18 protein-coding genes are annotated in these 18,620 nt (G+C 70.2%); 8 read left to right on the top strand and 10 right to left on the bottom strand.

The genetic code is table 11. The features are described from left to right. Nucleotides 1–2 precede the first annotated feature (2 nt). Genes ACYVLQ_RS19580 through ACYVLQ_RS19565 form a run of 4 tightly spaced genes read right to left on the bottom strand, consistent with a single transcriptional unit; the run spans nucleotide 3 to nucleotide 5,375 of the window. A complete protein-coding gene (locus ACYVLQ_RS19580) occupies nucleotides 3–1,331 on the bottom strand; it encodes a pyridoxal-phosphate dependent enzyme (RefSeq protein ID WP_460698928.1) in 1,329 nt (442 codons plus the stop codon). Then, complete coding sequence (locus ACYVLQ_RS19575; protein WP_460698927.1) at nucleotides 1,331–2,806, bottom strand: type III PLP-dependent enzyme domain-containing protein; 1,476 nt, start codon at nucleotides 2,804–2,806, stop codon at nucleotides 1,331–1,333. The genes ACYVLQ_RS19580 and ACYVLQ_RS19575 overlap by 1 nt, the downstream gene beginning before the upstream one ends. After that, a complete protein-coding gene (locus ACYVLQ_RS19570; protein ID WP_460698926.1) occupies nucleotides 2,803–4,074 on the bottom strand; it encodes a heavy-metal-associated domain-containing protein in 1,272 nt (423 codons plus the stop codon). Before ACYVLQ_RS19570 ends, ACYVLQ_RS19575 begins: the two co-directional genes overlap by 4 nt. After that, complete coding sequence (locus ACYVLQ_RS19565) at nucleotides 4,071–5,375, bottom strand: aminotransferase class V-fold PLP-dependent enzyme (RefSeq protein ID WP_460698925.1); 1,305 nt, start codon at nucleotides 5,373–5,375, stop codon at nucleotides 4,071–4,073. Before ACYVLQ_RS19565 ends, ACYVLQ_RS19570 begins: the two co-directional genes overlap by 4 nt. A gap of 161 nt (nucleotides 5,376–5,536) precedes the next feature. Here ACYVLQ_RS19565 and ACYVLQ_RS19560 point away from each other — a divergent pair, with 161 nt between their 5' ends. After that, on the top strand, nucleotides 5,537–5,968 hold the full coding sequence (locus ACYVLQ_RS19560) for a pyridoxamine 5'-phosphate oxidase family protein (RefSeq protein WP_460698924.1): 432 nt from the start codon (nucleotides 5,537–5,539) through the stop codon (nucleotides 5,966–5,968). 270 nt (nucleotides 5,969–6,238) lie between these two features. Continuing rightward, a complete protein-coding gene (locus tag ACYVLQ_RS19555) occupies nucleotides 6,239–7,312 on the top strand; it encodes a hypothetical protein (protein WP_460698923.1) in 1,074 nt (357 codons plus the stop codon). A gap of 8 nt (nucleotides 7,313–7,320) precedes the next feature. On the opposite strand, the gene ACYVLQ_RS19550 is transcribed toward ACYVLQ_RS19555, so the two are convergent. Further along, on the bottom strand, nucleotides 7,321–7,842 hold the full coding sequence (locus ACYVLQ_RS19550; protein ID WP_460698922.1) for a DUF2599 domain-containing protein: 522 nt from the start codon (nucleotides 7,840–7,842) through the stop codon (nucleotides 7,321–7,323). 156 nt (nucleotides 7,843–7,998) lie between these two features. On the opposite strand from ACYVLQ_RS19550, the gene ACYVLQ_RS19545 reads away from it, so the two are divergent. Together ACYVLQ_RS19545 and ACYVLQ_RS19540 are read left to right on the top strand one after the other, a co-directional pair. Continuing rightward, nucleotides 7,999–9,087 (top strand): TerD family protein, encoded by a 1,089-nt coding sequence (locus tag ACYVLQ_RS19545; protein WP_460698921.1) that lies wholly within the window; start codon nucleotides 7,999–8,001, stop codon nucleotides 9,085–9,087. 252 nt (nucleotides 9,088–9,339) lie between these two features. Beyond that, entirely contained in the window at nucleotides 9,340–9,783 is a 444-nt protein-coding gene (locus ACYVLQ_RS19540; RefSeq protein ID WP_460698920.1) for a hypothetical protein, read from the top strand. Between the two features lie 114 nt (nucleotides 9,784–9,897). Here ACYVLQ_RS19540 and ACYVLQ_RS19535 read toward each other — a convergent pair whose 3' ends face one another. Beyond that, the gene (locus ACYVLQ_RS19535) at nucleotides 9,898–11,613 is read right to left on the bottom strand and encodes a GMC oxidoreductase (protein WP_460698919.1); all 1,716 of its coding nucleotides are present in this window, start codon (nucleotides 11,611–11,613) and stop codon (nucleotides 9,898–9,900) included. Nucleotides 11,614–11,751: 138 nt separating this feature from the next. Here ACYVLQ_RS19535 and ACYVLQ_RS19530 point away from each other — a divergent pair, with 138 nt between their 5' ends. Beyond that, the gene (locus ACYVLQ_RS19530) at nucleotides 11,752–12,465 is read left to right on the top strand and encodes a TetR/AcrR family transcriptional regulator (RefSeq protein WP_460698918.1); all 714 of its coding nucleotides are present in this window, start codon (nucleotides 11,752–11,754) and stop codon (nucleotides 12,463–12,465) included. 425 nt (nucleotides 12,466–12,890) lie between these two features. Continuing rightward, nucleotides 12,891–14,639: an LCP family protein gene (locus ACYVLQ_RS19525; RefSeq protein WP_460698960.1), complete on the top strand. Its 1,749-nt coding sequence runs from the start codon at nucleotides 12,891–12,893 to the stop codon at nucleotides 14,637–14,639. A gap of 54 nt (nucleotides 14,640–14,693) precedes the next feature. On the opposite strand, the gene ACYVLQ_RS19520 is transcribed toward ACYVLQ_RS19525, so the two are convergent. Both ACYVLQ_RS19520 and ACYVLQ_RS19515 read right to left on the bottom strand, forming a co-directional pair. After that, nucleotides 14,694–14,900, bottom strand: a complete 207-nt coding sequence (locus tag ACYVLQ_RS19520; protein WP_460698917.1) for a DUF397 domain-containing protein — start codon at nucleotides 14,898–14,900, stop codon at nucleotides 14,694–14,696. Beyond that, nucleotides 14,897–15,475 (bottom strand): DUF5753 domain-containing protein, encoded by a 579-nt coding sequence (locus ACYVLQ_RS19515; RefSeq protein WP_460698916.1) that lies wholly within the window; start codon nucleotides 15,473–15,475, stop codon nucleotides 14,897–14,899. The genes ACYVLQ_RS19520 and ACYVLQ_RS19515 overlap by 4 nt, the downstream gene beginning before the upstream one ends. Between ACYVLQ_RS19515 and lexA the strand changes: the two genes are divergently transcribed. Next, on the top strand, nucleotides 15,446–16,099 hold the full coding sequence (gene lexA / locus ACYVLQ_RS19510; protein ID WP_460698915.1) for a transcriptional repressor LexA: 654 nt from the start codon (nucleotides 15,446–15,448) through the stop codon (nucleotides 16,097–16,099). The genes ACYVLQ_RS19515 and lexA overlap by 30 nt on opposite strands. Nucleotides 16,100–16,107: 8 nt before the next feature. On the opposite strand, the gene ligD is transcribed toward lexA, so the two are convergent. Beyond that, nucleotides 16,108–17,070, bottom strand: coding sequence for a non-homologous end-joining DNA ligase (ligD, locus tag ACYVLQ_RS19505; protein WP_460698914.1), 963 nt, complete (start codon nucleotides 17,068–17,070; stop codon nucleotides 16,108–16,110). A gap of 259 nt (nucleotides 17,071–17,329) precedes the next feature. Between ligD and ACYVLQ_RS19500 the strand changes: the two genes are divergently transcribed. Next, on the top strand, nucleotides 17,330–18,355 hold the full coding sequence (locus tag ACYVLQ_RS19500) for an alpha/beta hydrolase (protein ID WP_460698959.1): 1,026 nt from the start codon (nucleotides 17,330–17,332) through the stop codon (nucleotides 18,353–18,355). Between the two features lie 76 nt (nucleotides 18,356–18,431). On the opposite strand, the gene ACYVLQ_RS19495 is transcribed toward ACYVLQ_RS19500, so the two are convergent. Further along, nucleotides 18,432–18,566 carry a hypothetical protein gene (locus ACYVLQ_RS19495; protein WP_460698913.1) on the bottom strand — a complete coding sequence of 45 codons (135 nt, stop codon included), beginning with the start codon at nucleotides 18,564–18,566 and terminating at the stop codon, nucleotides 18,432–18,434. Nucleotides 18,567–18,620 lie beyond the last annotated feature (54 nt).

Below are 18,620 nucleotides of genomic sequence, written 5' to 3'. Positions count from 1 at the left end.
GGTCAGCGCGGCGAGGCCTCCATGTCCAGGCCCGCGTCGCGCCAGGCGACGATGCCGCCGTCGAGGGACGCGGCGTCGTAGCCCGCGCGGCGGGCCAGTGCCGCGAACCGCCGCGACACCTCGCCGACCGGGCACACGAAAACCAGTGGGCGCGAACGGGAGAACGGCACCCCCTGCGCCAGCATGTCGTCGAGCTGGTCGTCGCGGATGTTCAGCGCGCCGGGCACGTGCCCGATCCGGTAGGCCATCGCGCCGCGCGTGTCGACGATCGTCGGCCGCGCCGTGGCGTCCAGGTCGGCCAGCGCCCGCGGCGACAGCGCCGGGACCGCCGCCAGTTCCCGGGTCGTCGGCGGCTCGGCGGCGGCACCGCCGCGACCGAACAGGTCCGGACGGCGTTTCTTGATGTAGGACAGATACGGCTCGAGCCGGTCGCAGACGACGATCACCGCCACCGTCGGGGCATCGACCGTCGAATGGTCCAGGGCGCCGAGGAAATCCAGCGCCGCGGCATAGCTGGCGCCGCTGGTCGGACCGGCGAGGACGCCGTAGCCGGTGGCCAGCTCGAGGGCGGCGTCGATGGCGCGGCCGGACTCGACGGGCAGGATGCGGTCGTAGAAGTCGGGCTGGAACAGGCCCACCTCCCACATCTCGGTCTCCGAGCGGATGCCGGGGATGAAGTCCGACCGTTCCGACACCACCGCCAACGCCCGCAGCTCCGGATTGTGCTTGCGCAGATAGGAGGCCGTGCCGCGGGTCGAACCGGTGGTGCCCAGGCCGCCGACGAGATAGTCGACGCGGTGCACGCCGTCGCGGGCCAGCTCCTCGTGGATCTCGCGGCCGGTGCCGTGGTAGTGCGCCTCGACGTTCTTCTCATTGGTGTACTGCGACGGATGATGGTAGGCGCCAGGGTTTTTCGCCATCGTCGACTCGATCACCGAGTACACGTCGTTGGGGGTGGTGGGGTCCGGGCATTCCGAGAGCCCGGGCAGTTCCTCGATCTCGGTGCCGAACAGCTGCAGCAGTTCGCGCACCTCGCCCACCTTGATCCGGTTGGTGACCGCGCGCAGCCCGACGCCGTGCAGCGCGCCCAGAATGCGCAGCGCCTTGGCGGTATTGCCCGACGACGCCTCGATGAGAGTCTGGCCGCGGGCGGCGACGGCGTCGAGTTCGTCGCGGATCATGCCCCAGGCGACGCGATCCTTCACCGACCCGAACGGGTTGTGGGACTCCAGTTTCGCGTACAGCTCCACGTCGGCCAGTCCGTGCACGGACGGATCCAATCGCAGCAGCGGGGTGTTGCCGATGAGGTCGGTGATGTGGTCGTAGGCCATCACACCATCCTGCGGGGACGCCGATCGGCCGGTGTGTCGGCGGGGGCGAGCGCGGGCTCGTAGTCCGCGTCGCGGCACACCCGGAACGCGCCGGCGCGGTGGGCGACGGCCAGCTTCGGCGGCAGCGGATGCATCGAGGCCGTGGCCGCCGACAGGTCGGTGTGGTAGGCGGCGGTATTCGGGAACACCACCAGGTCGCCGGGATACGGCCGCTCGGCCAGCCATACTTTGTGGTTGGTCACCAGATCGCGTTCCAGGCACAGCCTTCCGGCGAAGAACACCCCGACCGGACCGGGCGGCGGGTCCGGCTCCCGGCGCGCGACGCCGGGCACCACGATCGGGTCCACCATCACCTCCTGATCGGCCGGGGTGACCGTGTCGCGGCTGAGGTCGAGATTGACCAGCACGCTGCCGTCGGCGGCCTGTTTGACGAATTCGACGCGGGCCACGGTGATTCCGGCGTGGTCGACCAGCGCCTTGCCCGGCTCGAGCCACAGCTCCAGCATGTTCTCGACCGCGACTTGGGCGATGGTGCGGCCGCCGTGCGCCTCCAGCGGGGCACCCAGCAGCTCGTCGAGCATCCGGGTGGCGGGCACCGTATTGGCGTACTTGTGGAAGACGGGTGTGCCGTGTACGCCGGTGTCGTCGAGGTGGAAGCCGAAGGTGTTGCCGCCCCAGGCCATCGGCTCGCCGCGGCCCAGCAGCGACTCCCGCAGCGCCGCCACATAGCCGTCGAATCGGTCCGGATCGGCGGTGAACACCTGGCGGAAGCCGCCGCCGATATCGAGCACCGTCGGCGCCAGCCCGTGGCCGTAGGCGCGTTCGATCAGGTCCAGGCAGGCCTCCACGGCACGCACCCGCTCGGCCGGTTCGCCCGAATCCAGGTGGAAGGCGAAGCCGCGCAGCGCGATCCGGTCGCGCTGGGCCGACAGCACCCGCAGCGCCTGCTCGGCCTCGGCCAGCGCGATACCGAATCGGCTCACGGCGCTCGCCTCGAACCCCGAGATGCGCAGCAGCACCGGCACTCTCGCCCGGCCCGCCGCGAGTTCGGCGATGCGTCCCAACTCCCACAGGTTGTCGACGTTGACCGTCACCGCGGCGTCGATCAGCTCGCGCAGGAACGCCTCGCCCTTGGGGCCGGTGACCTCGATGCGCGGCGGCCCGAACCCGGCGTCGACGGCCGAGGCCAGCTCCTGCGCGGACGCCACGTCGATCGCGATACCGGCGTGTTCGGCGGTGCGCAGAAACGCCCGGGACCGATTCACCTTGTGCGCGTAGCAGATCCGGTGCTGGGGCAGCCGCCGGTCCAGGACCGCGCGCAGCCGCCGCAGGTTCTCCGCGAACACCTGCGGGAAGAGGAGGTGGGCCGGGGAGCCGAAGCGGGTCAGCGCGTCCTCGGCGGCGCCGGGGGCATCGAGGTAGGCGCGGACCAGCGGATGGATCTTGGCCGGTAGCGCGGGGGTGGGTGCGGTCATACCGCAGGTTCCGCGGGCCGGGCGGACTCCATGGCGGGCCGGGTCCGCACCGGGTTGTAGCCGCCGTCGCGCAGCGCCTCGAACGCCCGGTGCCGGTTGCGGGGGCTGCGGAATTCGGCGACGACCCGCTTGCTGAGCAGATCGATGTCGTGCACCCGGATCTGCATCGACTCCAGCACGCCGGTGATGGTGCGCACGCAGTGTTTGCAGTTCATGTCGGGGACGTAGAAGACCCGGTCCTCGGCCGCGAGATCGCCCGTGCCCGACTCGGTTTCGCCGGGCGCCTCGGCCACCGTCAGCCGCACCACGGCCGTGCGGAACAACTCCACGAAGCGTTCCACGACCACCGGCAGGATGCTGTAGTGCTCACCCGCGACGTGGTGCGGCATGGCGGCCAGGCAGGCGGGGCGGGTGCCGGGCGGCAGCAGCGCGTACTGGCGGGAGATCAGGTCCAGGTCGTCATGGTACTTCTCGATGGCCGCCTCCACCGACAGCCCTTCGGCGATGGTGGCGCGGCGCATGACGGTGTGGGCCTCGGAGATGGTGGTGTCCTTCATCGCCCGTAGGGTCGCGACGGTGTCGGCGGTGTAGCGGACGGTGCCGTCGGGTTGTGACGCGAAGGTCACCGGGATCATGCCGCGCCGGTAGGTGGAGGCCTGCAGCTCCCAGAACCAGCGCGTGGCGACCGCGCCGAAGATGCCGGAATCGCGCATCCCGCAGGCGAATTCGTCGGGAGTGCGATACGGCGTCCAGCGGGCGAGCAGCGCGTGCTGCGCCAGCGCGCGGCCGCACGCCTCGATGCCGACCCGGAAGATGTCGATCGGCTCGTGGTCGGTGGTGGTCGCGGCCAGCACGGCCCGGTCCCGGGGCGGGACCGCCGATACGCGTTCGGCCAGAGCGGTTTGCGACTCCAGTCCGTGCCACAGGCGCAGCACCGTCTCGCGCATCGCGATGGGCACGATCGGGCCGAGGCCGCCGGAGTGGAAATGGCCGGTGTTGGGGATGCCGTCGGAGTCGGTCCAGGCGATGCGATGGGTGGCGCTGGTGACCTGATCGGCGCGGCACGGGCGCATGAACCGCTCCAGATACAGGCGCTGGGACAGGGTGAGATGGCTGCCGGGTTCGGAATATAAAGGCGCGCAAGTGTATTCGATATGGTTCGGTTCCGGTGGCGGGGGGTCGTCGAACAGTCCGGGCCGGGCCAGTCCGGCCAGGACGCGGGAGGCCGCGCGCCGGTCGTAGCGGGGTGGCGCCTGATCGGTACTCATCGGACCTCCGTGGCAATGGTGGCGAGACGCCGCACGAACCGGTCGATCTCGTCGGCGGTGTTGTACAGGTGAGTGCTTACCCGTACCGAATCATCGTCTGCGGCAGTAGCGTTCGGTGTGTTTGTCGGTTCCGGTACGCAGTGCGCGCCGGTGCGAACCAGGAAGCCGTACTCGGCGAGCACGAATCCCAGATCGGCGGCGGCGATGCCGTCGAGGGTGAACGACACGATGCCGTAACCGGTTTCGCACGGCGCGTAGGCGGGCCCGGGCAGGAATTCCAGGCCCGGCAGCGGGCGCAGGCCGGTGATCAGCTGCTGCGTCAGGGCCCGGTTGTGTGCGGCGACCGCGTCGGGGCCGACCTCGCCGAGGAATTCCAGCGCGGCGCCGAGGGCGAGGATGCCGGGGATGTTGTGGGTGCCGCCCTCGAGCTGTTCGGGCATGCGGGTCGGCAGCAGGCCCGAATCCGACGGCGCCACGCCGGAGTTGCCGCCGGGGAGGAAGGTGCCCAGCTGATCGTGCACGCGGCGACGGCAGTAGAGCACGCCCGTGCCCGGCGCGCCGAACATCTTGTGCGCCGACAGCACGGCGAAGTCGGCGCCCAGTTCGGTGACGTCGACCGGCAGATGACCGGCGCTCTGGCTGCAGTCGAAACACAGCAGCACCCGGGGATCGAGACGTTCGCGCAGCTCCTCGAGGGTGGTGAGCGCGCCGAAGACGTGATGCAGGTGGCTCACGGTGATCAGCCGGGTGCGCGGGGACAGCTTCGCGGCGATGTCGTCGATATCGGCCTCGCCGAGCGCGGTGATCCGGTAGGGGACCAGGCGCAGGCGGCGGCCGAACCTGGCCAGGGTGGCGCGCAGCTGCATCCACGGGTAGACGTTCGACGCGTGATCGCGTGGGCTGTAGAGGATTTCGTCGCCGTCCTCGAGCGCGGCCAGCCCCCACGCCGACGCCACGGCGTTGAGTCCGGCGGTGGCGCCCGCGGTGAAGACCACCTCTTGCGGTGTGGCGCCGAGAAATCCGGCGGTGCGCTCGCGCACGGCTTCCAGCGCGCGGGTGAGGCCGGTGGACCAGGGGTAGCTGCCGCGCCCGGCGTTGGCGGTGCGGCTGCTGTGGTAGCGGTGCACCGCCTCGATGACCGGCGCCGGTTTCTGCGTGGTGGACGCGCTGTCGAGGTAGACGTCGGTGGTCTCGGTCAGTGCGGGGAACCGGGCGCGGACCGCCTCGGGGGAGAACGTCGGCGACGGGTCCGGGACCGCCGGTGGCCCGGCGAGGACAGACCATGGCGCAGGTGACCGCAACGTGACGCTCCCTTCGGGTCGTACGCTCCGACGCCCCCAACGATACGCACTTTTCGTGAGGTGTTCGAAGGTTCTCGCGGACAACGAGTTTCGCCGGGGTATTCGGCGGGCGGCGGAGACGATCGGGCGACGGTGTCGGTACCGCGGAGTACGGTGAGGTCATGGCGTTGACTCCGCGAGAACGTGAAGAGTTCCTGACCGAGGCGCATATCGGTGCGCTGTCGGTCTCCGCAGGCCCCGACCGCGGCCCGCTGACCGTCCCGATCTGGTACGACTACACCCCCGGCGGCGAGGTGTGGCTGCTGACCGGGCCGACGTCGAAGAAGATGGACCTGATCAAGGCCGCCGGGCGATTCAGCCTGATGGTCGACCGCGTGGAACCAACCGTCAGGTATGTCACGGCGGAGGGGCCGGTCACCCGGATCACCGAGTCCACCGACGAACTGCACGAGGCGATGGTGCGCCGCTACCTCGCCCCGGAGAACGTCCCCGGCTACCTGAAGTTCGCCGAGCGCCTCGGCGAGCAGTCCGTGGTCTACATGCGCCCGGAGCATTGGCTGTCGGCGGACCTGGGCGACACACGCGAACTCTGACGAGTCGTACCGCCGCCTGATGCGGGGTGTCGTCGATGCGTGGCGACGGCGTGTGACGTAGCGATCCGGACGTACTCCGAGGGCGCGATGGGGCGCGGCCCCGCATGGCTGGCGGTGCGCGTGCCCAGGTCTCCGCGAGAAGGCGGAGCCGGTCTCGTGAGCTGGCCGACGCACCGATGCGACGGCGTTCGGCGGCCCTCGCGAGGACAGGTCGGCACTGTCGAAACAACTGGGCTGCGCTGTGCAATCGGGCTCGGTACCGTGTGCGCGGTGAGTAACTCGAGCGTGGGGGCGAGGGTGCTGGCGGTCCTCGGCGATCCGCGCCGGGACGGACTGCCCGCGACCGCGCGAGACGATGCCGTCACCGCCGTGCTGTCGGCATGGCTGGTGTGCGGGTTGCTGCTGGATGCCTGGGCGCATGCGAGCGTGCCCGAACCCGAACCGTTCGCCACCCCCTGGCAGGCGGTGTTCTACACCGGAATCCTCGCCCTCGCCGGGTGGACGCTGCTGCTGGCGCGGCTCGGTGCCCGCGGCGGCCTGCGCGGCGCCGCGGCCGTGCCGCTCGGCTACCGCGCCGTCGTGCCCGCGCTGCTCGGCGCCGTGCTGTCGGTGGCGGGGGACCTGCTGTGGCACATCGCCTTCCACGACACCGCCGAGGTCGTGGACGTCCAGTTCGGTCCCGCGCATCTCGGGCTGGCCGCGTCGGTATTCGTCCTGGTCACCACGCCGGTGCGTTCGGCGATGTCGCGCGCCGACATCGGCGCGGCGCCGCCACTGCGGCTGCTGTGGCCCGCGCTGCTGGCCTGCGGGGCGGCGGCCGCGCTGGTGGTGCTGTTCCTCGGCTACGGCAACGCGGCCGCCTACTCCGCGGCGCGGATCGTGGAGGTGCTGTCCCAACCGGGCGGGCCGCCGGTGCGGGCGCTGGCGGCGGCCGTGGTGATCAGCACCGCCGTACTCCTGCTGCCCCTGCTGTTCGCGGCGCGGCGCTGGCGGCTGCCGTTCGGGGCCGCCCTGCTGACCATGCTGCCCGCCGTGGCGATGTCCGCCGCCGAGACCGACGGACGCAACGTGAGCATTCTCGTCGCGTTCGCCGTCGCGGCGGTCGGCGTGGACCTGCTGGCGCTGTGCCTGGATCCGGCCGCGGACCGACCGGCGGCGTATCGGGGTTTCGCCGGCGCCGCCGCGCTGTTCACCTGGGGCCTGTACCTCGGGGTGGCCGCCGCGGCGGCGGGAAGCATGCCCGCCGTGGTCGAACTGTGGACCGGGTTGCCGATCGCCGCCGCCCTGGTCGGCTGGCTGCTGGGCGTGCTGATGCTGCCTGGCCGCGGCGCCGGGGCGCGCTGAATGCGGGTTCAGTTGCCCGCCGGGTCGGGGCCGCCGGGATTGCAGCGCGCCTGCACGGTGCCCTGGTAGTCCAGTGCGGGGCGCCACGGCTCCAGATTCCAGCTCGGCTTGTTCGGGGCGACCAGGCGGGCCCAGTCCCAATGGCATTTGAACTGGTCGTACATCCCCGGGCTGTCGGCGTCGGGGGAGCGGGCGACGACCTCGCCCCATGCCCGGTCCAGGGCGGCCGGGAAGGTGTCGGCACGCCCGGCCGGAGTCGGATAGACGTGCAGGCGTCGCCCGTCGGGATCGTCGGTCCACTCGGTGCGCTCCACCAGCGGGCTGTCGGCGAACTGGTCGACCGTCGGGGTGGCGGCGACCGGCCGCGCCGTCGAGGCAGGGGTGGGCTCCGCGGTGGCTTCCGCGGACGCCGTCGTCGGGGCGGGACCCGCCGCGACCGGCGGGGATCCGTCGGTGCTGCCGCACCCCGCCGCGCCCAGGGCGCCCGCGAGCAGCAGCGCCCCACCGACTCGACTGACGCTCTGCCGCACTCGCCACTCCCTGACCGATCGTGCCTTTCCCAGCGCTCGCCACGCTACCCGGTCGCCCGGCGGGCGACGCAATTCGCTTGCCGCCGAGCCGGATGCGGACAGGCCCGGACGATCGACTCGGCGCCGAGCGGGTTCCGGCCACGTAAAGTAGGACGGGTGGCCGCACAGCTGACCAAGGGGCAGGTCGACCGCTTGAGGGTCGACGACATCGTCGTGTCGGTTCGACACAGCGAATCGGTGGACGTCGCGGCGCTACTGCTCAACGCGGCGGGCCGGGTACGCGGCGAGAACGACCTCGTCTTCTACAACCAGCTCGCGGGCCCCGGCATGCGCCTGGCGCCCGGCCAGTCGACGTTGGCGATCGGGCTGCGCGAACTGCCCACCGACATCGAACACGTGCGGGTGGTCGTCTCGCTCGACGATCCGCAGACCAATTTCGGCGACTTCGCACCACCGCGGGTCCGCATCGAGGACGACGCCGGAAATCCGGTGTACGAGTTCGTGATCGGCGGCCTGGGCCCGACGACGACGGTGATCGCGTTCGATCTGGACCGGGCGGGCGCGGACTGGCAGCTGCGGGTGCAGGGCGAGGGCTATCCGGGCGGATTCCGCGACCTGGTCACCGCGCACGGGGTGCATCTGCGCGGCGCGGAGCCCGAACCGTCCTATATCGGCCCGGCCGTGCTGAACCCCGGCCAGGAGGTGGCGCTCAACGAGATTCGCAAGGGCGAACTGTCGCTGGTGAAGATGGCCGTGGGCTGGGATCCGGTGAAGGTGCACGGCCCGCGCGGGCTGCGCGAACTGGAGATCGACCTGGATGCCTCGGCGCTGCTGTTCGTGGGGCGCAACATTCGTGACGTGGCCTTCCATCAGCAGCTGGCGTCGAAGGACGGCGCGGTGCGGCACTCCGGGGACAATATGACCGGCGAGGGCAAGGGCGACGACGAGGTGATCACCGTCGACCTGGCCCGCCTGTCGCAGGAGGTGTCGGCAGTGGTCTTCGTGGTCACCTCCTACGCCGGGCACACCTTCGAGCGAATCCGAAACGGCTACTGGCGCATGATCGACGGCACCAGCAACGCCGAACTGGCACGGGGCAACCTGCGCGGCGGCGGCCCCCAGACCGCCATGGTGGTGGCGAAGGTGTACCGCGAGGACGGGATCTGGCGGCTGGCCTCGATCGGCGCGCCCATCCAGGCCGGGCATCCGGTGGAGGCGGTGCAGCAGGTGTCGCCGTACCTGTAGCGTCGCTCGGCGGCGCGCGGGTTGCCGGACCGGACATCTCCGGCCGGAATTTGCCGGGACTGGTAGTCGGCGCCCGCCGGGACCTACTATGTGCTGGCGCGAGCACAGGCCCCGGCAGGCGGGCGGCCCTCCGGCGCGCGTTGTCCGGATGGTTGCCGGTGGCCGTGCGTGCGCGGCGGATCGGTGCAGGACAGAGAAGTCGACCGTAGGGGCGAGATGACATCACCGGCTGTGAAATGTCTTGTCTGGGAAGTGGACAACACGCTGTGGGACGGTGTGGTCTGCGATTCGACGAGCGGGGCGCTGCGGCCGGACGCGGTCCGCGCGCTGCGCACGCTGGCGCGGCGCGGCGTGGTGCACGCGGTGGCCAGTCGCGGCGAATGGGCGTGGACCACCGAGAAATTGCACCGGCACGGGCTGGACGCCGCCTTCGCCGCCGTCGAGGTCGGCTGGGGCCGCAAGTCCGCCGCCATCCGGCGCATCGCCGAAGGACTGCGCATCGGTCTCGACGCGGTCGGCTACCTCGACGCCGAACCCCTCGAACGCAGCGAGGTAGGCCACACCCTGCCGCAGGTCCGCTGCTACGCCGCCCGCCACGCCGACATCCTCACCGCCCTCCAGGAATTCCGCCCCACCACGTCCCCCACACCCCCACCCACGTCCCCCATGGGTTTCGCCCACATCTCCGCCCGCTGACCCCCGCACGCACCCCGCGTTGATTCCCGCACCGGCTGCAGCACATGCGGCGAGTGCGAGAACGCGTACGGGGTGCGGGAGGTGGAGGTCGGCACGATGCACTCGCGGGGTGGGTCAGGCTGTGCCGCGGCGGATTTCGACGATGGGGAGGACCAAGGCGGCGGGGGCGTCGGCGGGGACGACCGGGTTGCGCGGTGGGACGGGGGAGATGCGTTCGTAGGGGGCGTGCTGGGGTGGGCGGGTGTCGGTCTCGCCCTTGTTGGGCCACAGGGATGCGGCGCGCTCGGCCTGGGCGGTGATGGTGAGCGACGGGTTGACGCCGAGGTTGGCCGAGACCGCGGCGCCGTCGACGACGCTGAGGGTGGGGTAGCCGTAGACGCGGTGGTAGGGGTCCAGCACGCCGTGCTCCGGATCGGCTCCGATCGGGGCGCCGCCGAGGAAATGCGCCGTGAGCGGGATATTGAAGATCTCGCCCCAACTGCCGCCCGCGGTGCCGCCGATCTTGTCGGCCACCCGCCGGGTGACGTCGTTGCCCGCCGGGATCCAGGTCGGATTGGGTTCGCCGTGGCCCTGTTTCGAGGTGAGCCTGCGCCCGAACAGGCCCCGCTTGGTGTAGGTCGTGATCGAGTTGTCGAGATGCTGCATCACCAGCGAGATGACGGTGCGCTCGCTCCAGTTCCGCACGCTCAGCATCGACACCAGCCGCACCGGGTGGCGCAGCACCTCCAGCAGGAACCGCAGCCAGCGCGGGATGCGCCCGCCGCCGTCGACCATGAGCGTCTGCAGCAGGCCCATGGCGTTGGAGCCCTTGCCGTAGCGCACCGGCTCGACATGGGTGTCGGCGGTGGGATGGATGGAGGAGGTGATGGCGACGCCGCGCGTGAAATCGCGGTCCGGGTCGACCCTGCGGGTCGCGGCGCCGACGATCGACTCGGAATTGGTGCGGGTCAACTCGCCCAGCCGCGGCGACAGCCCGGGCAGAATCCCCTTGTCGCGCATGGCGAACAGCAGCTGCTGGGTACCGCGGGTGCCCGCCGCCAGCACCACCTGACCGGCGGTGAACGATGTCGGCGACTTGCGGAACCAGGCGCCGGTGCGCTCGGTGTCGACCTGCCACGAGCCGCCGTTCAGCGGTCGGATCGCGGTCACCGTCGTCATCGGAATCACCTGCGCCCCGGCCTTTTCCGCCAGATACAGGTAGTTCTTCACGAGGGTGTTCTTGGCGCCGTGGCGACAGCCGGTCATGCACTCGCCGCATTCGAGGCAGCCGGTGCGGTCCGGCCCGACGCCGCCGAAGTACGGATCGGAGACGGTCTCACCCGGCTCGCCGAAGAACACCCCGACCGGCGTCTGCACGAAGGTGTCACCCACGCCCATATCGTCGGCCACCTGCCGGAAGACCTCGTCGGCCGGGGTCATGTGCGGATTGCGCACCACCCCGAGCATCTTGGTGGCCTGCGTGTAGTAGGGCGTGAGCTCGGCGCGCCAATCGGTGATGTCACGCCACTGCGCATCGTGGAAGAACGGGTCCGGCGGCACGTAGAGCGTGTTGGCGTAGTTGAGCGAGCCGCCGCCCACTCCGGCGCCGCCGAGGATCAGCACATCGCGCAGCAGGTGGATGCGCTGGATGCCGTAGCAGCCCAGCTTCGGCGCCCACAGGAATTTGCGCAGATCCCAGCTGGTCTCGGGCAATTGGTCGTCGGCGAACCGGCGCCCGGCCTCGAGCACGCCGACCCGGTACCCCTTCTCCACCAGCCGCAGTGCGGTGACGCTGCCGCCGAACCCCGACCCCACGATGAGGACGTCGAAATCGGTATCGGGCTCGGCCATGTGCAGCTCCTTGCTCGAGGTCGCCGGTGACGTCCGCAACATTACTCCCGAGTACGGGTAGCTGTGTCGCGCGGTACCTCCTACATGATTCCGCCCCGCCTATGGGGAGCGGTGCTCTCGATATGGCAGGGTGGGGGCATGGCCGCCACCACGCCCCGGGCGCGCGCCCGCGCCCGCACCATGGACGACATCGTGCGCATCGGGCGCGAACACCTCGCGGTGCACGGCGCCGCGGCGCTGTCGTTGCGGGCGGTCGCGCGCGATCTGGGCGTGGTCTCCTCGGCGGTCTACCGGTACGTCCGCAGCCGCGACGAACTGCTCACCCTGCTCGTCGTCGACGGCTACACCGAACTCGCCGACGCGGTCGACGCCGAACTCGCCGCCGCGCCCGACGATCCCGCGCGACGGCTGCGGGTCGTCGGGCGCGCCGTGCGGAACTGGGCGCTGGCCGAGCCCGCCCGCTACGGACTGCTGTTCGGCACCCCGGTGCCCGGCTACGAGGCGCCCGCCGAGCAGACCGTGGCGCCGGGCACCCGCGTCATCGGCGCCCTGCTGGCGGTCCTCGAAAGCGCCTATCGCGCGGACCTTCTCACCGCTCCGGACCCGCTGCCGTCCGTATCGGACGCCATGGCAGCGGATTTGGTGCGCATCCGCGGGGAATTCGGTCTGCGACTGCCCGATTGGGTGCTGGTACGGGGCATCGCGGTGTGGACGGGTCTGTTCGGGGCGGTGAGCTTCGACGTCTTCGACATGTACGGGCCGCGCACCTTCGCCGACCGGGCCGAGGTATTCGAGCACCAGCTCGACAGCCTCTGCGCGATGGTGGGATTGGGCGGCGCGCCGAACGGGTAGACACGCAGTGGAATTGTGTTTTCGTCGCGGTCATGGTGCAGGATGTCCGCGATTGTGGTCCAAGATCACAGTCCCGACGACGCGCATTCTCAGCTTCCCCACAGCACGGTGATGTGAAACTGTACGGCGAGATGAACGACGAAACCGATCAGTTCCCGGTGGTGCCCGATCCGCACCGCGGCGGTCGCCATGCCCGCCACGCGGGGCGTGAGCAACCGGACGCCGCTGATCGGCCTGCGCACGCTCGACGCGAGGAGCACGAGGGCAGGATTCGTCGTCGGCGCGACGAGCCGCCGGAATCGGGTGCGCCGGTTCGCCGCCCGCGCGCGGAGGGGGGCGATCCCAGGCCACCGGCCCGTCGCGCAGGTGCGGAGCGGGCCGACGACGAGCGTCCGGCGCGGCGCGGCGCCGCCGAGGGCCGCGCGGTGCGCCGGGGGCGAGTCCGAGGCGCCGGATACCCCGTCCTCGATGTCGGCGACGAGGATTCGGAACATCCTGCCCGCACGGGCCGCCGGGTGGAGACCGGTGAGGCGGTGCCGGCGGCCGGGGGGACTGCGCGGCGCCGCCGCGGAGAGCCGAAGGGCAACGCCGACGGTCCAACCGACCGGTACGTTCCAGCGGCGACGGGGAACCGGCACGCCCGGCGGGCGCGGCGACGCTCCGGCACAGCGGGCCGGGCGGCGCGGATCGGCGGTCGGCTGCTGGCCGCCGCGACGGCCGTGATCGTGGTGTCGGGCACCGGATTCGCCTACTACACCGAGCGCAGCCTCGACCAGGGCTTCACCCGATCCAACGCGATCAGCGCCGAGGACGCCGCGGCGCTGGACGGCGATATGAACCTGCTGCTGATCGGCCTGGACACCCGCAAGGACCAGAACGGCAACGACCTGCCCAAGAACATCCTCGACCAACTGCACGCCGGGGACGGCACCGAGGGCGGCTACAACGCCAATTCGCTGATCCTGGTGCACATTCCGAAGGATCTGAAGAAGATCACCGCCTTTTCCATCCCCCGCGACGACTACGTCGCTGTCAGCGGGATCCCCGGCTACGACCATGCCAAGATCAAGGAGGCGTACGGGCTGAAGAAGGCCCACGTCGAGCAGAAACTCGAGAACCAGGGCGTATCGGACAAGGTCGAGCTGGAACGCAAGGGCCGCGAGGCCGGGCGCGAATCCATCGTGCAGACCGTCAAACAGCTCACCGGGGTCCCGATCAACCGCTTCGCCGAGGTCTCGCTGATCGGCTTCTACGACATCGCCAACATTCTCGGCGGCGTCGACGTCTGCCTCAACGCGCCCGTCGACGACGAGTACTACTCCGGCGCGGTGTTCCCGGCCGGGCCCCAGCATCTCGACGCCGCCAACGCGCTGTCGTTCGTGCGGCAGCGCCACGGCCTGCAGAACGGCGACCTGGACCGGACCCATCGCCAGCAGGCGTTCCTCACCTCGGTTGCCAAGCAGCTCAAGGATTCCGGCACCATGACCAATGTCGGCAAGCTGCAGCAGCTGATCCAGATGGCGCAGGACGACATCGTGCTGTCGCAGGGCTGGAATCTTATCGACTTCGCCCAGACGATGGGCAAGGCGGGCTCCATCCCGATCGAATTCCAGACCCTGCCGGTGAAGGGGTACCAGACCGTCAACGGCCAGGAAGTGAACATCGTCGACCCGGCGCTGATCAAGAAGACCGTGCGCGCCGCGTTCGGCATGCAGGCCCCGCAGCCGGCCGAACCCACCACGACGCCGAGCAGCACCGTGGACGTGGTGAACTCCGGCGGCCCCACCGGGATGGCGGCCAAGGTGTCGGCGGCGTTGTCGGAAAAGGGATTCGCCGAGGGCGAGATCGGCAATGCCGCCTACGGGGACGGATCCAGTTCGGTGGTCTACTACGGTAACGGCGCCGATGTCGACGCCACCCAGGCGGCCGACATGCTCGGCGGGTTGCCCACCGCGCCCTCCAAGACCGTGCGGTCCGGGCACGTGAAGATCGTGATCGGCAGCGATTTCACCATGCCCGACGAATTGAGCACCGGCACAACATCATCCGGGACGTCCACGACATCGGGCAGCTCCGGCTCCGGCGCGTCGACCGCCGCGGCGGGCGATCCACCCCCCGACTCCGGGAAGCCGATGACCACGAGCATCGGGTCCGATATCCCCTGCGTGAACTGACCTTCACGGTGCGGCATCACCCGGACCGGAAGCCGTCCACACGGCCACACTCGATCAGGTACCCCCAGTGACCGCCGCAGTGAACGCATCCCACTCGGAAGCGGAGAAAAGCAGCGCCGCACCCGCCGGATTCTTGGAGTCCCGAACCCCGACCACGCCATCGGGCAGGAAAGCGACCTCCACGCAGTCGCGGCTTGCCGAGCTACGTGTGCTCTTGCGCCATACGGCGGCCGATAGGGCGGTGCTGTTGACATCGATCACGAGATGTACTCCTTGGCGACCCGGCGAATGAGATCCCGGCTCCGAGTCTCATCCAGGGCCGCATGTCGAATGGCCTGGTAAGCCTCATGGTATCGCTGGATGTCCTCTGCGTGCTCGAGATACAAACTGCCAGTGAGGCTCTCGAGGTACACCACGGACGGTTCGACCGGCTGCCCCTTGTTGTCGTACGGGAAGTCGATAATAGTGAACAATCCGACCGGATCCCCGAGTGGAATGCCTGCACGCAATGGAAGAATGCGGATCGAAACATTCGGCAATGTCGAAAGGTCTGCCAGATGGCGCAATTGGGCTGCCATGACCTTCGGATCGCCGACCATTCGGTGCAGGACTGCCTCCAAGAGCACCACGTCCAAGCGGGCGGGATTCCGCTTACGCTTGATGAGCGCTTGACGCTTCTGCTTCAGTGCCACACGCTGTTCGATCTCTTCTGGTGTGCTGTCCGGATAGAAGCTGTGCAGCAGTGTTCGGGTGTAGGCAGGCGGGCGGGGTGTGAAGTACCGAGGGGCAACCTCTACGATTTCCCGGTGACCGGATACGACCATGCGTTCGAGCACCTCGATACCTCGACGCTGCCGCCGCGGCAGCAGCGGATCCTGGCGACCATTCGCGACTGGGTGGTGCGGCACGGGTATCCGCCGAGCACCCGGGAGATCGGGGAGGCGGTGGGGCTGCGGTCCTCGTCGTCGGTGTCCAAACATCTGAAGTCGCTCGAGGACAGGGGTTTCCTGCGGCGCAGCGACAGCATGTCGCGGCCGATCGACGTGCGGCTGTTCCTGCAGTCGGAGGCCCCGGCGCGCGACGAGGAGTCGGTGGCGGTGCCGGTGGTCGGCGATATCGCCGCGGGCGCCCCGATCCTGGCCGAGGAGCACACCGACGACGTCCTCACGCTCTCGCGTCAACTCGTCGGGCGCGGAACGGTTTTCGGCCTGCGCGTGCGCGGCGACTCCATGGTGGACGCCGCGATCTGCGACGGCGACATCGTGGTGGTGCGCCGCCAGCACGAGGCCCACTCGGGCGACATCGTGGCCGCCATGATCGACGAGGAGGCCACCGTGAAGGTCTACCGCCGCCGCGGCGGTCACGTCTACCTCGAGCCCCGCAACCCGGCCTACGACATCATCGACGGCGACCGGGCGGTCGTGCTGGGCAAGGTCGTCTCCGTCATGCGCCGCGTCTGAACGACGCGTCAGGAGGTGGCGTCCGGCTGGGGTTCGCGGGTGACCCGATCCGGTGACTTGTCCGGGCGCAGCCCGCGCCAGGAGGGGTGGCGCAGGCGGCCGTCGCTGGTCCACTCGGTGAAGGCGACCTCGCCGACGAGTTCGGGGGAGACCCAGACCGCGTCGGGGACATCGGCTTTCACCGTCGGCGCGGTGCGGCGCAGCGGGCGCAGATCGGCCGCCAGGTCGTCGAGGACGGCCTCGGTGAACCCGGTGCCGACGCTGCCGGAGTAGACGAGTTTGCCGGTGTCGTCGTGGATTCCGAGCAGTAGCGAGCCGATGCGCCCGGTGCGGCGGCCGGTGCCGGGGCGCCAGCCGACGATCACCACCTCCTGTTCGCGGACGTTCTTCACCTTGGTCCACAGGTCGCTGCGGCGCCCGGGCAGATACCGACTGTCGAGCCGCTTGCAGACGATGCCCTCCAGCCCGCGCCGCCGCGATTCGGCGAGGGCCTCGGCGCCGGTCCCGGACAGCCGCGGCGGCACCTGCCAGTGCGGACCCGCGAGCCCGAGTCCTTCCAGCAGCTCGCGGCGCTGCCGGTACGGCAGGTCGAGCAGCGGCCGATCGCCGATGTGGAGCAGGTCGAAGATCATGTAGGTGACCGGGTCGGCCGCGGCGAGCGCCCGGATCCTGGCCTGATGGCGCAGGTGCATGCGCGGCTGCAGCGCCTCGAAGCTGGTGCGTCCCGCGGCGCCGACGGCCACGATCTCCCCGTCCACGACGAAGCGCGGTACGGCGGGCGCCAGACCGGCCAACTCCGGCCAGGCCGCGGTGATGTCCTTGTCGTTGCGCGACACCAGGCGCAGCGCGTCGTCGATGTATCCGATGGCGCGGATGCCGTCGAACTTGGTTTCGCGGGCCCACCCGTCGTCGTCGGAGGGCAGCGGGCCCGCCACCGCCAGCATCGCCGCGTAGCGCGGCAGCCGACTCATACCCGCCTCCCATCCCTCCCCGAACGCGGATGTTGCTGAAGACTTGCTTGATCATACTCTGTGGTCTTCTTTGTGGCGGGAGCGTCGATCGGCGGTGTTCGGGCACGCGGGGCCGAGATCCGACGCGCACGCCGATCGGGTCGCCAAACGGTAGCTGCTGAATTACAGTCCATGCAGGGCGGAAATGCCCGGTGCGATGGAATCGGCTACGGAGGTGCACGTGGCGGTACGGAATCGGATCGGAACGGCTGTCGCCGCAATGACTTTGGCGGTGCTGTCGACGGCGGTCGTGGCGGGCCCGGCGGCCGCCGATACCGACGACCCCATCATCACCTCGAAAAGCCTGCTCGCGGACCCGCGCGCCGCCGACGGCTCCTACATCACCAAGGCCACCGTCCAGGACGATCGCAATATTCGCCTGTACGTCTATTCGGCGGCCATGAACCAGACGTTCCCGGTCGACGTGCAGCGCCCGCGCGACGCCTCGGCGCCGCGCCCGGTGCTGTACCTGCTCAACGGCGCCGGCGGCGGCGAGGACAGCGCCACCTGGGATCAGCGCGCCCCGGATACGCTGCGGTTCCTGGCCGACAAGGACGTCAACGTGGTGCGGCCGGTGGGCGGCAAGTGGAGCTACTACACCGACTGGCGCGCGCCCGATCCCGTACTGGGCGTGAACAAATGGAAGACGTTCTTCACCGAGGAACTGCCGCCGCTGATCGACGGCGCGCTGGGCGCCAACGGGCTCAATGCCATTGCGGGCCTGTCCACCTCGGGTACCTCCGTGCTGCAGCTGCCCATCGCCAAACCGGGACTGTACAAGTCGGTCGCGGCCTACAGCGGCTGCGCGCAGATCTCCGATCCCACCGGATACACCTTCGTGAATCTGGCGGTCAACCTGTGGGGCGGCGGCAACACCGAGAACATGTACGGGCCCCAGAACGACCCGATGTGGGCCGAGAACGATCCCTATGTGCACGCCGACCAGCTGCGCGGGCTGAATCTGTTCATCTCGAGCGGCTCCGGGCTGCCCGGCCAGTGGGACGGCCTCGACGGCCCCTACACCCTGCCCGGCGTGGGCGGCTGGGCCAACCAGCTCACCATCGGCGGCGTCATCGAGGCGGCGGTCAACTACTGCAGCCACAACATGCAGGCCAAGCTCGATGCCCTCGGCATCCCGGCGACCTACGACTTCCCGCCCACCGGCACCCACTCCTGGGGGTACTGGCACGACGCGCTGATCAAGTCGTGGCCGGTGCTGGCGGCGGGGCTGGAGTTGCCCGCCTGAGCGTGCGGCGAGGCGTGCCGAACAAACCACGGGCGGCCTGCGGGGCACTTGCCGCGGGCCGCCCGTGGTTCGGTACTCAGGCTCCGCAGTGGGTGCCGAACTCCTCCCAGATGTCGTCCTTGATGCGCCCGCCCCAGTCGATGCACTTACCCTCCGCCTCGACCTTGGCGAAGGCGTACTCGGTGAAGGTGCGGTCGTCGTTGATGACCACCCGGTCGCTCGGCGCCCAAACCCCGGACACCCTTGCCGATGCGCGGTGGCGCGG

It is taken from the genome of Nocardia thraciensis, from assembly GCF_054782435.1.
This window is presented reverse-complemented; position numbering and strand designations above follow the sequence as displayed.